Below are 13342 nucleotides of genomic sequence, written 5' to 3' on the forward strand. Positions count from 1 at the left end.
ATGCAGCAGTATTTTGTCAATGGCAGAGCGCCGCAGGGCATGTTCCAGATTAGCGATAAGGACACCGCCAAGCATATGTTTTCTGTTATGCGATTGCAGGCAGATGACCAGATTGTCCTAGTCTTTGACGACGGGATTAAACGCTTGGCACGGGTAGTAGACAGCCAGAGCCAATCTGTTGAAATTATTGAAGCATCGGCAGACAACGTCGAATTACCTGTTTCCGTTACCATTGCTCTGGGCTTTCCCAAGGGAGATAAGCTCGAATTTGTCTCCCAAAAGGCAACGGAATTAGGCATGACAGCCCTCTGGGCCTTTCCAGCTGACTGGTCTGTGGTCAAATGGGACGGTAAAAAATTAGGTAAAAAAGCAGAGAAGCTAGAAAAAATCGCCCAAGGCGCAGCCGAGCAGAGCAAACGCAATCGCATTCCAGCTGTTCGTTTATTTGAGAAAAAATCGGATTTCCTAGCTCAACTAGCAGGTTTTGACCAGATTATCTTAGCCTACGAAGAGGCTGCAAAAGAGGGCGAACAAGCCAACCTAGTAAAAATCTTGTCTGGCTTAGAAGCTGGACAATCAGTTCTGGTTATCATCGGTCCAGAAGGCGGCGTATCGCCTGAGGAAGTAGCCGCATTTGAAGGAGCAGGAGCGGTCAAGACAGGTCTAGGACCGCGTATCTTACGAGCGGAGACGGCTCCACTCTACGCCCTTTCTGCTATTAGCTACGTAACGGAATTGTTGAGGTAGATTCATGTTTGCCTTAGGTACGATTATCAATACGGCGGCCATTGCCCTAGCAGGTTTGCTAGGATCTTGGTTTGGGCATTTACTAAAAGAACGGCATCAGTCGGGGTTGACGATGGCGAGTGGTGTTGCTGTTCTTTTTCTGGGGATTTCTGGTAGTTTAGAGGGGTTACTGACAGTTGTAGATGGTCAGATCACAAGTCAGAATAGTATGCTTCTGGTCATTAGTTTGGCGTTAGGAACCTTGGTGGGGGAAGTACTCCATATCGAAGGTTGGTTTGAGCAACTTGGTGTTTGGCTCCGTGAAAAATCGGGAAATAGTCAAGATTCTCAGTTTTTAGATGCCTTTTTGACAGCTTCCTTGACTGTTTGTATTGGAGCTATGGCCATTATTGGTTCTATTCAAGATGGTTTGACGGGAGATTACCGATTATTAGCTATTAAAAGCATTTTGGATTTTATAATTATTTTGATTATGACTTCTAGTTTAGGTAAGGGAGCAGGGTTTTCGGCTGTACCCGTCTTCTTTTTCCAGGGCTCAGTAACGATTTTGGCACGTTTGATTGAACCGATTATGACGGATCAAGCACTTGCGAACCTTTCTCTAATAGGGTCCGTTCTTATTTTTTGTGTCGGAGTTAATATTGTTTGGGATCGAAAAATCCGCGTGACCAATATGTTGCCAGCTATTCTCATTGCTGTGATTTGGGGCTATTTTGCATAAGAAAACCAGGATTCCCCTGGTTTTTACTGTTTTCGTTCAAATTGCAAGAGGCTGACCTGCCCCAAGCCCTTCCAGACCTCCTCGACTTGCCCGACCTGTTGAAAATCATTTTTCAAGAGTACCTGCTGAGAAGCACAGTTTTCTGGCAGGACAAAGGCGACGATTGTTGTTATCGGACATTCTTCTAGTAGGAAATGGCAGAGCAGACTGACTGCTCGGCTAGCCAGACCTTGATTCCAGAAAGCATGATGAAGACGGTAGCCAATGGTCACCGACGCAGTTCGTTTTTTGTAGTCGAAAACTTCCAAGACGCCAATCAATTTTCCTTGAAATTCTAGTCCTAAAAACAATCTTTTTTTCTTATTAAAATCACGTTGGAAATGACTAATTCGTTTGCGAAGGGTTTCTTTACTTTTAGTTGATGTGTTAGGAGTGTATTGGAAATGAAGGGGATTGGAATAGATTTCCCAAAGATTGTCTAGATCACTTTCTTGGATGTGTCGTAGTAAAATCGGAGGGTGGTCAAGAAATGGAATAGTGTCAAATAATGTATTAGTCATAAAGATAGTATATCTGAAAAGTAGACTTTCTCAAACCTTTCAGCGCTATCCTTTTTCTTTTTCCATGAAAATGGTAAAATAGTAGGAAATATAAGAGGAAGAGTAATGACATGAAAGAAATAAATTATACTGGGGAGGAAGTGGTTGCCTTAACGGCCACCTACTTACCGGAAGAGGATGTTGCCTTTGTCAAAAAAGCGTTAGATTTTGCTACAGAGGCGCACAAAACACAATTTCGTAAATCAGGTGAGCCCTATATTGTACACCCTATTCAGGTGGCAGGTATTTTAGCAGGTCTCAAGCTAGATGCTGTGACGGTTGCATGTGGTTTCTTACATGATGTGGTTGAAGATACAGAGGTGACCTTGGATGAGATGGAAGCTGAATTTGGCCCGGAAGTCCGCCATATTGTCGGCGGTGTGACCAAACTGGGTAAGGTTGAATATAAATCTCATGAAGAACAACTAGCAGAAAACCACCGAAATATGTTAATTGCTATGTCTCAAGATATGCGGGTGATTTTGGTAAAACTCGCTGACCGCTTACACAACATGCGGACTCTTAAGCACTTGCGCAAGGACAAGCAGGAACGTATTTCACGTGAAACAATGGAAATCTATGCACCTCTTGCTCACCGCTTAGGTATTTCTTCCATTAAGTGGGAATTGGAGGACATGTCTTTCCGCTATCTCAATGAAGTTGAATTTTATAAAATTACGCATATGATGCGTGAGAAGCGCCGTGAGCGTGAGGAATTAGTGACTGAAGTCGTCAACAAACTGCGAGAGTATACAGAGGAACGCCATCTTCACGGACAAATCTATGGTCGTCCAAAGCATATTTATTCTATTTATCGAAAAATGCATGATAAGAGGAAGCGTTTTGATGAGTTGTACGATTTGACTGCTATTCGTTGTATCATGGATACTCAAAGTGATGTTTATGCGATGCTAGGTTACATACATGAGTTGTGGAAACCAATGCCAGGAAGATTTAAAGATTACATCGCAAATCAGAAAGCTAATGGTTACCAATCCATTCATACGACTGTATATGGGCCTAAAGGTCCAATCGAATTTCAAATTCGTACTGTAGAGATGCACCAAGTTGCAGAGTACGGGGTTGCAGCACACTGGGCCTATAAGCGTGGTGGTAAGGCAACCGCTTCTGAAAAAGAATTGCGTTGGATTAATAATTTGATCGAACTTCAAGAAGGTGCTGGTGGAGATGCACAAACCTTTGTAGATTCTGTCAAAGAAGACATTTTTACAGAACGAATTTATGTCTTCACTCCTGATGGTGCGGTACGTGAACTGCCTAAGGACTCTGTGCCAATCGACTTCGCATATGAAATTCATACCAAGGTAGGTGAGCGAGCGACAGGTGCTAAAGTCAACGGTCGCATGGTCCCTCTGACAACCAAACTCAAAACAGGGGATCAGGTAGAAATTATTACTTCAGCCAATTCCTTTGGTCCGAGTCGTGACTGGGTTAATCTTGTAAAAACCCATAAAGCCCGTAACAAAATCAAGCAGTTCTTTAAAAATCAAGATAAGGAATTATCGGTTTCCAAAGGACGTGAGATGCTTCAAAGCTTGCTTCAAGAAAATGGCTACGTTCCGAACCAGTATTTAGATCGTCGTCACATGGATGAAGTTTTGCAAAAGACCAGCTATAAAACAGACGAGGCACTTTATGCGGCAGTCGGTTTTGGAGAAGTTTCTGCTGTGTCAATCTTCAATCGTTTGACAGAAAAGGAACGTCGTGAGGCCGAACGTGCCAAGGCAAAAGCGGTCGCAGATGAACTGGTTAATGGTGGAGAGGTCAAACACGACAATAAAGACAGTTTAAAAATCCGACACGAGGGTGGTGTGGTTATCGAGGGCGCTTCTGGCTTGCTGATTCGGATTGCCAAATGTTGTAATCCAGTACCGGGTGATGAAATTGTTGGTTATATCACCAAGGGGCGTGGGGTGGCTGTTCATCGTGTGGACTGTATGAACCTTAAGAGTCAAGAAAATTACGATGTGCGCTTAATTGATGTTGACTGGGAAGATGATAATTCAACAAAAGAGTACATGGCCAATATTGATATTTATGGACTGAATCGTTCGGGACTTCTCAATGATGTTTTGAAAGTATTGACTAATGCTAGCAAAAACATTTCGTCCGTTAATGCACAACCAACTAAGGATATGAAATTTGCGACGATCCATGTATCCTTTGGGATTTCCAATTTGGCAACCTTGACAAGTTTGGTTGACAAGATTAAGTCGGTTCCAGAAGTTTATTCAGTGAAAAGGACCAACGGATAAGATGAAAATAGTATTACAACGTGTTTCTCAAGCCAGTGTGACTATCGAAGAAATGGTACATGGGCAGATCAAGCAAGGCCTTCTTCTTTTGGTCGGTATTGGTCCGGAAGATGGTCAAGAAGATTTGGATTATGCTGTGCGAAAAATCGTTAATATGCGGATATTTTCAGATGAGGCAGGTAAGATGAACAAGTCTGTTCAAGATGTGGAGGGCAAGATATTATCCATTTCTCAATTTACTCTTTTTGCGGATACAAAAAAAGGTAATCGCCCTGCATTTACAGGAGCGGCAGCACCTGCTCTGGCCAGCCAACTCTATGATGAGTTTAATCAGGCCTTGTCTGAATTTGTACCAGTCGAGGTGGGTGTTTTTGGGGCTGATATGCAGGTCAGTCTAGTCAATGATGGACCGGTTACCATTATCTTAGATACAAAAAACAGGTAAGAATTTCAGAAATAGTCTGTACTCTCTATCTCTATTTTGATATACTAATGTCGAAAGGTAGTTATGGAGGCTGGCTATGAAAAAATTGTTCACCAATCATTTCTTTTATTTGACGATTGCATTTATTTTGATTCTAGTGATTTTCTTTAGCGGAGTGGATAAACGCTGGATTATTCTTGTGAGTTTTCTTTACTTCATCCCTTCGCAGATTTTATATCGGCGTCGCCTAAAAGAGCGACTACAAGAAGACCAGCCCAAGTAGGCTGGTTTCAGATTGAAGAAAAAGTCCATTTTGGACAATGTTCTTCAATCTTTTTTCTTTATGTTGAAAATAAAAAACTCTCAGAAACGCCGAAATATCAATGTTTCTAAGAGTTTAATGACTTGCTATCTTTTACAAACTTCTTCAATTTTTTATATTTTTAGGAGTTTGTCTACGTTCTGTGCAACCTGACATAGATGTCATGTTGCTTTTTTAATTTTTCACTTATACTAAGACTATAAAGCATGACTAGTAGAAAAACTTGAAGTGGAAAATGGTCATTCATTACAGAATATCGACCGTTCGTGACATGAATGTAACTATTGTGCTGATTTGTTTTATACAAAGTTCATAAATGATGACTATAAATTAAGGAAAAGGAGATAAGTTATGAAAGAAACTATGATTGTAGCGGATAAGATTACAAAGTCATTTGGGGATAAAGTTGCCTTAAAAAGTATTAGTTTTGAAATTCGTGAGGGGAATATCTTTGGATTCTTAGGGCCGTCTGGTTCTGGTAAAACAACGATGATTAATATTTTAACAGGTCAGATGAAGGCAAACCAAGGGAAGGGCAAGTTGCTAGGCAAAGATTCTTCTGATTTGACTCCATCGGATTTAGAAGAAATTGGAATTGTCAGTGACAAAAGTGGTTTTTATGAGAAATTATCATTGGAAAAGAATTTACAGTTGTATGGAAAATTATTTGGTGCGAAAGCAGGGAAAATAGATGAATTATTGAAACAGGTTGGTTTGTTTGATAGCAAGAAGACACCTGCTGAGAAGTTATCAACTGGTATGAAACAACGCATGCTACTTGTCAGGGCATTACTAAATGCTCCAAAAATTCTCTTTCTTGACGAACCAACAAGTGGGTTAGATCCAACTACCTCTCAATCCATACATGCCCTACTTATGGATTTGAAAGAACAAGGAACAACGATTTTCTTGACGACTCACGATATGCGTGAAGCTACCCTGCTTTGTGATGAGTTAGTCTTACTAAACAAAGGTAGGTTAGTGGAAAAAGGTATCCCGAGAGATATTATTCAAAGATACAATCAGGATAAAGTGGTAAGAATTACCTATTCTGATTTTAGTCAAAAAGAAATTTCGTTTGCAAACTTTACCAATAATGACCTATCAAACGCGATTGCCATCCACTCATGCGAGCCAACGCTCGAAGATATTTTTATTCAATTGACAGGAGAGAAGCTAAATGTTTAGAAGAATGAATGCCTTGATTTGGCTGAGAAATCAAATTTTATTAAGCAATAAAAATCTATCCGTTCAGATTCTATTGCCATTCATGCTCGTTTTACTTTATAAAAATTTTATGGAAGCATCAGGAATGAAACTCATGTTTGTCTGTTTGTCCATGGCAATTTCAATGTCTATTGGGATGACGATTTCAACCATGATTGCTGAAGAGAAAGAAAAAAACATGCTCAAAACCCTGTTGCTGAGTGGCGTGAGATACCATGAATATATTCTGTCTGTCCTTATACATCCACTGATATTAACGGTGATTACTTTGATTCTATTTCCGGTGATGACCGATGCCAATTTAGAAGGAATCTATATCGAATATATAGCAGTCATGTTTCTAACCACGGTAGCGGTGATGCTGATTAATATGTGTATTGGTTTGTTATCTGATACACAATCAAAAGCTCAAATTAATGGATTGCCTATTACATTTATTGTAGCCTTGTTGCCAATGTTTTCGTTGGCGAAAGAAGGAGTGGCAACCGTTGTAAGTTATACCTTTATGGGAGCCTATACAGATTTCTTTATTGAAACAAATTTTTCCATGAGTGATAACTCTATTAAGATTCTGTTACTTTGGAATGTAATTCTTATCGTGCTCACTGTTCTTGCGATAAAGAAAAGTAAGGTAATAGTTACTGATAAAAAGTAGTTGGATACTAAAAACCAATCGCTCTGTTTAATTGGGGCGATTGGCTTTTTCTATGTATAATTGTTGAGCAATAGTGGTGGGTACTGCGAGTTCTTTGCCCTTGTACTGAATAGTAATCGTTTGGGCAAAACTATCAAAATCTGTTACAACCAGCTGATCTCCGACAGCTAAATCATGTTGTTCTAAGTACTGGAGGAGCTGATAAAAGTCGTGTATACGGACAAGTTGGTAGTATCCAGTTTCAGTGAGTTGGGAGAGTCGTGTCTGGTAGCGTTCGATGAGTGGCTGACCTGCTTGAGGAATGCTTCCACCATGAGGACAAGTTTGGGGCTGTTCCAGTAGTAGGTCTAGTCGATTGATAAAGTGATCTGAAACGGTGTGCTCTAGAATCTCAGCTTCCTCATGGACTTCCTCTGGAGAATAGCCGAGTTGTTCCACCAGAAAGACTTCAATCAGACGGTGCTTGCGGTAGAGGCTAGATACCATTTCAAGTGCGGTTTGGCTGAGGAGATAACCTGCCTTGGCGTCTTTAGAAATGAGCTCTTCAGCTACCATTTTTTTTAGCATTTCAGAAACGGCTGGGGCAGAAAAAGCCATTTTTTCAGCAATAAGTTTATTGGTAATTTTTTGGTCTAATTGACCTAACTCATAAATACATTTTAGATAATCTTCTTTGTTTGGTGTCATGAGAACTCGCTTTCTAGTTAAGAATATTATAACAAAAATTTATAAAAACAGTTGACAAAACCAATAATTTAACTTAATCTAATAATTAAATTAAGTATGCTTAATAAAAATAAAAGGAGAACCTATATGAAGAAAATATTGTTCAGTTTTGCTCTGCTATTGTCCCTAATAGGGCTAGGAGCTTGTCGTCCATCGCAAACCACAGAAGGCTCTAGTAAGCCAAGAGTGGCTGTGACTACTTCCTTCCTCAATGACATGGTCTATCAGTTGGCGGGTGATGAGGTGGAACGTGATTTGCTGATTCCAGCAGGAGAAGACCCTCATTTGTACGTAGCCAAATCTAGTGATTTATCAAAATTACAAAAGGCTGACCTTGTTCTCTACCACGGTTTGCACTTTGAAGGTAAAATGGTTGAAGCTTTGGAGAAGACCGGAGTGGCTGTTTCTAAAAACTTTAATGCAAAAGACTTGAATAAGATGGATGAGGATGGAGAAGAGATTGTCGATCCGCACTTCTGGTTTTCAATTCCCTTGTACAAGTCAGCTGTAGCTGTAGCTTCAGAGGAACTACAAAAACTCTTACCTGCTAAAGCTGAGATGATTCAGAAAAATGCAGAAAAATACCAAGCGCAGCTAGATGATTTGCATGCCTGGGTAGAAAAAGAATTAAGTGTGATTCCAAAAGAAAGTCGCTATTTGGTAACACCACATGATGCCTTTAATTACTTTGCTGCTAGTTATGACTTCACTCTCTATGCTCCTCAGGGAATTAGCACGGATTCCGAAGTGGCTAATAGTGACATGATTGAGACAGTTAACCTAATCATTGACCATAATATCAAGGCTATCTTTACAGAGTCTACAACTAATCCAGAACGCATGGAGAAATTACAAGAGGCAGTAAAAGCCAAAGGTGGTCAGGTTGAAGTTGTTACTGGTGAAGGTAAGGAGTTGTTCTCAGATTCCTTGGCACCAGAAGGTGAGGAAGGAGATACCTTTATCGACATGTACAAACATAATGTTACATTGATGGTTAAATATCTAAAATAAAATTGTTATGGGAGACGTAAACCGTACGATATCTATTGGAGCTATGGTTTGAGAATCATATTTAAATAGCAAAGTAAAATATTTGACTACGCCTACAAGTGTAGAATGGATGGTAGAACAAAGGGAGGAAATATGTCAGCAATCATTGAATTAAAAGATGTCAATTTAGCATATACAGCCAGCCAGACCATGGCTTTAGAAGATGTCAATTTGGTGATTCCCAGAGGGAGTCGAACGGCTATTGTTGGACCGAATGGTGCTGGGAAGTCCAGTCTATTCAAGGTCATTTTGGGGTTGGAAAAACCTGACACAGGGCAGGTTCGCTTGCTTGGTCAGGAGGCAGGTCTAGAGAGGTTGATTGCTCAAAAAGTAGCCTATATTCCCCAATCCAGTCAAGTGAACTGGCAATTTCCTGCAACAGTCTTTGAAATTGTTCTGATGGGACGCTTCGCTCATAGTAAGGGAATGTTTCGAAGACCGACTAAGGCTGATAGACAGATTGTTGAGCAGGCTCTAGAACGGTTAAAAATTACGGATTTACGCCATCGTCAGATTGATCAGCTTTCAGGTGGGCAGCGTCAGCGGGTCTTTCTAGCCAGAGCCCTGGCACAGGAAGCAGAATTGTATCTTATGGATGAGCCTCTAGCAGGGATTGATCAGGCAACAGAAATCATGATCATGGATATGCTCAAGGAGTTCCAATGTGAAGGGAAAACTTCCATTGTCATTCATCATGACTTAACGACGCTGGATGCCTACTTTGATCACCTTGTCTGGCTTCATAAGCATGTGATTGACTCTGGTCCGATGGATGAGACTTTGACAAGTGAGAATTATCAGGCGACCTACGGCATAGGAAATGGGCTGTTTTTAGGAAATGCCAAAGGAGGCAGTCATGTTTGAGGTTTTCAAAGAGTATTCTTTCTGGACAGTTGCTTTAGGGACCGTCAGCCTAGCTGTAGCAGCCAGCACTATCGGAAGTATATCTGTTCTTACTAAACAGAGTTTGCTTGGGGATGCTCTGGGGCATGCTTCTTATCCTGGAGTGATTGTCTCTTTCATGATTTTTCAGTCGCGACAACCTCTCTACTTGCTGTTAGGAGCAGTGTTGTCATGCTACCTTTCTTATGCACTTGTCCATTGGCTGCGTCGAAAAGGTGGTCACAGCCTAGTCAATGCCCTTTCATTGGTGTCTGCGTCTTTCTTTGGTTTGGGAATGGTCTTGAAAAATGCTATTCAGGGAAATGAAGCCTTTGCAGGGGCTTCCCAGGCTGGATTGCAAACCTATCTATTTGGACAGGCAGCCTTTATTCAGCTGGATGATGTGATACTCATCGGAATTATTTCTCTATTGGCTTTGGCATTGTTTGCTTTCTTTTATCAAGACTATAAGCTATATCTGTTTGATCAAACTTTTGCAAGGGTTATTGGTGTTCGTGTAAAGTACTTGCAGCAGTTGACGATGTTTTTGATGATTTGCCTAATTGCAGTAGGATTAAAGTTGGTCGGAGCTATTTTGATGAGTAGTTTTTTGATTGCACCAGCTGTCTTTGGCTTGATGCTGGGAAAATCGTATCACAAGAGTCTGTTACTGGCAGGAATCGTTGCAATTGGGTCGGCTTTCGTAGGGACCTGGATTAGCTCCAGTGTATCTGGTTTGTCGACCGGACCGACTATTATCGTCTGTCTGACAGGTCTGACCCTGTCTGCATTTGTGTATGTTACCTATGTCAGAAAGGAGAATGGTCGTGTTTGAAGTATTGCTCATTTTGATGGTTATTGCTAGTTCTTGTGGCTTACTCGGCTCGATACTGGTTGTAAAAAATCAATCGATGTTGGCAGATGCGCTATCGCATTCTGTCTTGCTTGGGATTGTTCTGGGATTTTTTATTAGTCATAGTTTGGATTCGCCATTGCTAATAGTTGGTGCCAGTCTGTTTGGGTTATTATCGGTTCTTGCCATTGACCGTCTGCATAGTCGAAAGATAGCGTATGATGCCGCAACAGGTCTAGTTTTTTCTTTCTTTTTTGCGGTGGCGGTTTTGCTTATTTCTCTGTTTGCTCGCAATGTTCATTTGGATGTGGATATGGTTTTGCAGGGGGAAGTACTTTTTGCTCCGCTCCATCGTATGGATGTTCTAGCCTGGTCACTCCCTGTTAGTCTGGTCAAGTCGAGTTTGGCTTGGTTGGTTATTGTTCTATTTTTTGTTTGGGCTTACCATCGTTTACAAGTATATCTATTTGACAGCAACCATGCTCGTTTGTCTGGCTTACGAACAAGGATTTTAGAAATGGTTATTTTGATTCTAGTTTCCTTAACTACTGTTCTGGCCTTCGAAGCGATTGGTTCGATGACTGTTATTGTTTTCTTGGTGGCACCAAGTATGACTGCCCTACGTTGGGTCAAATCCTTTTGGCAATTGCTTCTTTTAGGGCAAGGTATCTCTATTCTAACGGTTGTGCTTGGTTTTTTAGTGGCTAGTCAACTGGATTTAACCATGTCAGGGACCTGTGCCGTTGTCAGCCTTCTTGTGGTTTGCTCGAGTATGATTCTAAAAAATACTTGGTCACGGTCATCTGATAAGTGAAATTGTCAGAATTTTTTGTTATCATAATCATTATGAAATACAAAGGAGAATAGAATGACACGTTTACAAGATGATTTTTACGAATACGTCAATGGCGAATGGGCAAAAACAGCCGTGATTCCAGACGATAAGCCAAGAACAGGTGGCTTTTCTGATTTGGCGGACGAGATTGAAAAGCTCATGATTGATACGACAAATGCTTGGTTGACGGGGGAAAATGTCCCAGAAGATAGCGTTTTGCAAAACTTTGTGGCTTTTCACAAACAAGTAGCCGACTATGAAACCCGTGACCGTTTGGGAGCAGAGCCTGCTCAGGCCTTGATTGAAGAGTACAAGGCACTCAACTCTTTCGAAGAATTTACCAGCAAATTGGCAGAGTTTGAGTTGGCCGGCAAGCCAAATCTCATGCCTTTTGGTGTGGCACCTGACTTTATGGATGCGACAATAAATGTTCTTTGGGCAGATTCTCTAGGCATTATCTTACCAGATACGACCTACTATGAAGAAGGGCATGAAAAAGGTGCAGAATTGCTCAAGACTTGGCGTGAGAGCCAGGAAGCCCTCCTGCCAAAGTTTGGTTTCAGCGATGAAGAAATCAAGGACCTTTTGGACAAACGTTTGGAACTGGATGCCACGATTGCCAAGTATGTCCTGTCAAATGAAGAAGGTTCTGAGTACGCCAAACTTTACCACCCGTACGAGTGGACAGATTTTACTGCCTTGGCACCAGAGTTGCCTTTGGATGATTTCTTCACAGCGATTTTAGGTCAAACGCCAGACAAGATTATCGTGCCTGAGGAACGTTTCTGGCAGGCTGCCAAGGATATTTACAGTGCGGATAATTGGGAGCTTTTGAAGGCGACCTTGATTTTGAAAGCGGCAGGAGCTTATACAGCCTTCCTGTCGGATGAAATCCGTATTCTAGCAGGAGCCTACAGCCGTGCTCTTTCTGGTACACCGCAGGCTCAAAATCAAGAAAAAGCAGCCTACAACTTGGCACAAGGCTACTTTAACCAGGCCCTCGGTCTTTGGTATGCAGGAGAAAAATTCTCACCAGAAGCCAAGGCCGATGTGGAAGCCAAAGTTGCCAAGATGATTGAGGTCTATAAATCTCGTTTGGAAACGGCAGACTGGTTGGCCAAAGAAACGCGTGACAAGGCCATTGTCAAACTCAATGTTATCAAGCCTTACATTGGCTACCCAGAAGCCTTGCCAGAGCGTTATTATAAGAAGATTGTTGACCCAAGCAAGTCCTTGGTGGAAAATGCTATCGAACTAAACAAGATTGACATTGCTCATGGTTGGAGCAAGTGGAACAAGCCTGTGGACATTAAGGAATGGGGCATGCCAGCTCACATGGTCAATGCCTACTATAACCCACAGAAAAACTTGATTGTCTTTCCAGCAGCCATTTTGCAGGCGCCATTCTACTCTCTGGAGCAGTCTTCATCAGCTAACTACGGTGGTATCGGTGCGGTTATTGCCCACGAGATTTCCCATGCCTTTGACTCAAATGGTGCCTCCTTTGATGAGAATGGTAGTCTCAATAACTGGTGGACAGAAGAAGACTATGCAGCTTTTGAATCTCGTACCCAGCAGGTTATTGACCAGTTTGAAGGTCAGGATTCTTATGGTGCCAAAATCAATGGTAAGTTGACTATGTCAGAAAACATTGCCGACCTTGGTGGGATTGCAGCGGCCTTGGAAGCAGCCAAGTCAGAAGAAGACTTCTCCGCTGAGGAATTCTTCACCAACTTTGCTCGTATCTGGCGAATGAAGGCCCGTCCTGAGTTCATGCAGATGTTGGCAAGTGTCGATGTCCATGCACCAGGTCACCTACGCACCAACATCCAGTTGCCAAACTTCGATGAATTCCATGAAACCTTTGGCGTTCAAGAAGGCGACGGCATGTGGCGTGCTAAAGAAGACCGTGTGATTATTTGGTAACATTGTAACACTCAACATCGAACCTTGGTAATTCGATTTGCTAAGTAAAAGGGTCTAGTGGTTCTTTTCAGCTAATTCCCTTGAAATAGAAAAAAGAAC

At 41.6% G+C, this 13342-nt stretch carries 14 protein-coding genes; 12 read left to right on the forward strand and 2 right to left on the reverse strand.

Features of this window, described 5'->3' with window-relative positions; genetic code table 11:
- Entirely contained in the window at positions 1–747 is a 747-nt protein-coding gene (locus K6V48_RS02770) for a 16S rRNA (uracil(1498)-N(3))-methyltransferase (RefSeq protein WP_222367861.1), read from the forward strand.
- A 4-nt stretch (positions 748–751) separates the two neighbouring features.
- The gene (locus K6V48_RS02775; protein WP_222367864.1) at positions 752–1468 is read left to right on the forward strand and encodes a DUF554 domain-containing protein; all 717 of its coding nucleotides are present in this window, start codon (positions 752–754) and stop codon (positions 1466–1468) included.
- Positions 1469–1491: 23 nt separating this feature from the next.
- Here the strand turns inward: K6V48_RS02775 and K6V48_RS02780 are convergent, their stop codons facing one another.
- Positions 1492–2028 (reverse strand): GNAT family N-acetyltransferase, encoded by a 537-nt coding sequence (locus tag K6V48_RS02780; RefSeq protein ID WP_172025289.1) that lies wholly within the window; start codon positions 2026–2028, stop codon positions 1492–1494.
- A 110-nt stretch (positions 2029–2138) separates the two neighbouring features.
- Between K6V48_RS02780 and K6V48_RS02785 the strand changes: the two genes are divergently transcribed.
- The 5 genes from K6V48_RS02785 to K6V48_RS02805 all read left to right on the forward strand — a co-directional run bounded on the left by K6V48_RS02785 (position 2139) and on the right by K6V48_RS02805 (position 6971).
- Entirely contained in the window at positions 2139–4343 is a 2205-nt protein-coding gene (locus K6V48_RS02785) for a RelA/SpoT family protein (protein WP_024396733.1), read from the forward strand.
- Between the two features lies 1 nt (position 4344).
- The gene (gene dtd / locus K6V48_RS02790) at positions 4345–4788 is read left to right on the forward strand and encodes a D-aminoacyl-tRNA deacylase (RefSeq protein WP_024403939.1); all 444 of its coding nucleotides are present in this window, start codon (positions 4345–4347) and stop codon (positions 4786–4788) included.
- Between the two features lie 76 nt (positions 4789–4864).
- Positions 4865–5050 carry a hypothetical protein gene (locus K6V48_RS02795; RefSeq protein ID WP_024396731.1) on the forward strand — a complete coding sequence of 62 codons (186 nt, stop codon included), beginning with the start codon at positions 4865–4867 and terminating at the stop codon, positions 5048–5050.
- A gap of 390 nt (positions 5051–5440) precedes the next feature.
- The gene (locus tag K6V48_RS02800) at positions 5441–6277 is read left to right on the forward strand and encodes an ABC transporter ATP-binding protein (RefSeq protein WP_222367867.1); all 837 of its coding nucleotides are present in this window, start codon (positions 5441–5443) and stop codon (positions 6275–6277) included.
- Entirely contained in the window at positions 6270–6971 is a 702-nt protein-coding gene (locus tag K6V48_RS02805; RefSeq protein ID WP_172016571.1) for an ABC transporter permease, read from the forward strand. Before K6V48_RS02800 ends, K6V48_RS02805 begins: the two co-directional genes overlap by 8 nt.
- A 27-nt stretch (positions 6972–6998) precedes the next feature.
- On the opposite strand, the gene K6V48_RS02810 is transcribed toward K6V48_RS02805, so the two are convergent.
- Positions 6999–7658, reverse strand: a complete 660-nt coding sequence (locus K6V48_RS02810; protein ID WP_172016570.1) for a metal-dependent transcriptional regulator — start codon at positions 7656–7658, stop codon at positions 6999–7001.
- 126 nt (positions 7659–7784) lie between these two features.
- Between K6V48_RS02810 and K6V48_RS02815 the strand changes: the two genes are divergently transcribed.
- From K6V48_RS02815 to K6V48_RS02835, 5 genes are all read left to right on the forward strand, one after another.
- Positions 7785–8708 carry a metal ABC transporter solute-binding protein, Zn/Mn family gene (locus tag K6V48_RS02815; RefSeq protein ID WP_024403926.1) on the forward strand — a complete coding sequence of 308 codons (924 nt, stop codon included), beginning with the start codon at positions 7785–7787 and terminating at the stop codon, positions 8706–8708.
- Positions 8709–8840: 132 nt separating this feature from the next.
- A complete protein-coding gene (locus tag K6V48_RS02820) occupies positions 8841–9611 on the forward strand; it encodes a metal ABC transporter ATP-binding protein (protein WP_172090252.1) in 771 nt (256 codons plus the stop codon).
- Positions 9604–10464: a metal ABC transporter permease gene (locus K6V48_RS02825; RefSeq protein ID WP_172041128.1), complete on the forward strand. Its 861-nt coding sequence runs from the start codon at positions 9604–9606 to the stop codon at positions 10462–10464. Before K6V48_RS02820 ends, K6V48_RS02825 begins: the two co-directional genes overlap by 8 nt.
- Positions 10457–11296 carry a metal ABC transporter permease gene (locus tag K6V48_RS02830; protein ID WP_222367871.1) on the forward strand — a complete coding sequence of 280 codons (840 nt, stop codon included), beginning with the start codon at positions 10457–10459 and terminating at the stop codon, positions 11294–11296. Before K6V48_RS02825 ends, K6V48_RS02830 begins: the two co-directional genes overlap by 8 nt.
- Before the next feature lie 54 nt (positions 11297–11350).
- Complete coding sequence (locus K6V48_RS02835) at positions 11351–13243, forward strand: M13 family metallopeptidase (RefSeq protein ID WP_222367874.1); 1893 nt, start codon at positions 11351–11353, stop codon at positions 13241–13243.
- Positions 13244–13342: the final 99 nt, after the last annotated feature.

Source organism: Streptococcus suis (assembly GCF_019794555.1).
GTDB lineage: Bacteria > Bacillota > Bacilli > Lactobacillales > Streptococcaceae > Streptococcus > Streptococcus suis_AB.

Excerpts from the sequence above, each read along its gene's own strand:
- K6V48_RS02800 (WP_222367867.1), top strand. The coding sequence starts at position 5,441 with ATGAAAGAAACTATGATTGTAGCGGATAAGATTACAAAGTCATTTGGG.
- K6V48_RS02810 (WP_172016570.1), bottom strand. The coding sequence starts at position 7,658 with ATGACACCAAACAAAGAAGATTATCTAAAATGTATTTATGAGTTAGGT.
- K6V48_RS02775 (WP_222367864.1), top strand. The coding sequence starts at position 752 with ATGTTTGCCTTAGGTACGATTATCAATACGGCGGCCATTGCCCTAGCA.
- K6V48_RS02820 (WP_172090252.1), top strand. The coding sequence starts at position 8,841 with ATGTCAGCAATCATTGAATTAAAAGATGTCAATTTAGCATATACAGCC.
- K6V48_RS02815 (WP_024403926.1), top strand. The coding sequence starts at position 7,785 with ATGAAGAAAATATTGTTCAGTTTTGCTCTGCTATTGTCCCTAATAGGG.
- K6V48_RS02805 (WP_172016571.1), top strand. The coding sequence starts at position 6,270 with ATGTTTAGAAGAATGAATGCCTTGATTTGGCTGAGAAATCAAATTTTA.
- K6V48_RS02795 (WP_024396731.1), top strand. The coding sequence starts at position 4,865 with ATGAAAAAATTGTTCACCAATCATTTCTTTTATTTGACGATTGCATTT.
- K6V48_RS02825 (WP_172041128.1), top strand. The coding sequence starts at position 9,604 with ATGTTTGAGGTTTTCAAAGAGTATTCTTTCTGGACAGTTGCTTTAGGG.
- K6V48_RS02780 (WP_172025289.1), bottom strand. The coding sequence starts at position 2,028 with ATGACTAATACATTATTTGACACTATTCCATTTCTTGACCACCCTCCG.
- dtd (WP_024403939.1), top strand. The coding sequence starts at position 4,345 with ATGAAAATAGTATTACAACGTGTTTCTCAAGCCAGTGTGACTATCGAA.
- K6V48_RS02770 (WP_222367861.1), top strand. The coding sequence starts at position 1 with ATGCAGCAGTATTTTGTCAATGGCAGAGCGCCGCAGGGCATGTTCCAG.
- K6V48_RS02835 (WP_222367874.1), top strand. The coding sequence starts at position 11,351 with ATGACACGTTTACAAGATGATTTTTACGAATACGTCAATGGCGAATGG.
- K6V48_RS02785 (WP_024396733.1), top strand. The coding sequence starts at position 2,139 with ATGAAAGAAATAAATTATACTGGGGAGGAAGTGGTTGCCTTAACGGCC.